The organism is Thalassotalea sp. ND16A (assembly GCF_000764205.1).
Lineage (GTDB): Bacteria > Pseudomonadota > Gammaproteobacteria > Enterobacterales > Alteromonadaceae > Thalassotalea_A.
Genome location: NZ_JQDZ01000016.1, coordinates 1 through 1,399, shown reverse-complemented (window position 1 = coordinate 1,399; position 1,399 = coordinate 1). Strand labels below are relative to the sequence as shown.

Here is a 1,399-nt window from a genome sequence, read left to right as displayed (position 1 = left end):
GTTTTAATATGGTAACGAGTTTTGCTAACTCTCACGGTCCTGTCTTTGGGCCGCTTTCTTTTCTCTGGTAGTATAAACTGTTTGACGTTCTCGCGCATAGCCCGAAGTTTTTTCGGTATACTTCCTGGTGTTGCGATAGCGCACCACATTAATTCATCTTGAATATAACGCATTGCCATAACAAAGCTTATTCTCAGTGGTGATACATCGGCTTCTTTCGCTATTTGGCTTATTTCAACTCGGATCAAATTATAAGCGATAAGTATCCCCCAAATTTCTTGATAAATACCTTCAACCGTTTTGCTTCTAAGTAGGATATTCTCATCCAGTTGATATTGCTTAATTTCTCCATAGCCATTTTCGATTTCCCAGCGCTCGAAATATACATTTAGGATGTCTTTGGCAGAATATTTATTTGTATCGGTCAATGAGCTGATCACGCCAATTATATGATTGCTTTCCTTTCTTTCACCATAGGTGGTAAGTCTTGCCTGCCATGTTTTAGGCAAATCCGGATGTTGTTTTTTAGCATCTCGAGAGACTGTCATTTCAACAAGAAAATCATTGTCACCGTATGTCTCTAACACTTTGTATTTAGTGTTGGATTTAATAGGAGTCATCCAATGGATATTTTTATCTTTTTGTTGCCAGTCTGTCATCAGTTTCGCGCTTATATAGCAGTTATCGAATATGGTTAATGAGTCTGATGGAGCCGAATCTTTAAGTTGTCTAGCATATGTTATTTCGCCAGAGCTGCACGGGCCAAATCTCACATCACGTATCATTCGACTTCTCAATGACATCAGGGCGCATAGACGAGCAATTGGGTATACAGACTTCTTATTTTGATTACTGATATGGTCAAAGTGCTCAGAGGTTTCTTTGCCATCTGCACACCGTAATGTCGTGCCATCAATAGAAAATAGCTCTAAGCCATTCCACCTATCATCAGCATCTTCACGCTGACACCAATGCTCTGAGGTAAGATTGAATAGAGCCTCAAGTGGCTTTGCCGTTAGTCGCTCTCTTGCTTGAGGCACAGCACTCGGGGCTACTGATTCGCCAAGTTTATTGGTTAGTGTTAAATCTAGTTTAGAAACCACTTCACTGATTGGTCTATTACGGTAAAGCCCAAGGCCAACGACAAGCCAAACAACAAGTTCGGCGGGAAGCTTACGCCTTCTCATACTCGCTTTATTGGTTTCGTCTAATGCCTGCTCAATCCATTCCATAGGTAGTTCTTTTTGAAATACCGATAAATCTTCTGGTGCAGCAAATAACTCTGTATCAATTAACCAATTTGAAAGCATGAAAAATAGCCCTGTCTAAATAGAAGGTGCTATTGTCGTATGATCGTTTTTCTTGTCAACCGATCGTTTTCCTTAACTGATCGGTGTTA

At 40.3% G+C, this 1,399-nt stretch carries 1 protein-coding gene; it reads right to left on the bottom strand.

The window, feature by feature from the left end:
• Nucleotides 1-1,310 (bottom strand): IS4 family transposase (locus ND16A_RS15760; RefSeq protein WP_033076275.1); only part of this gene is annotated, 1,310 nt, incomplete at its 3' end.
• Between the last annotated feature and the right edge of the window lie 89 nt (nucleotides 1,311-1,399).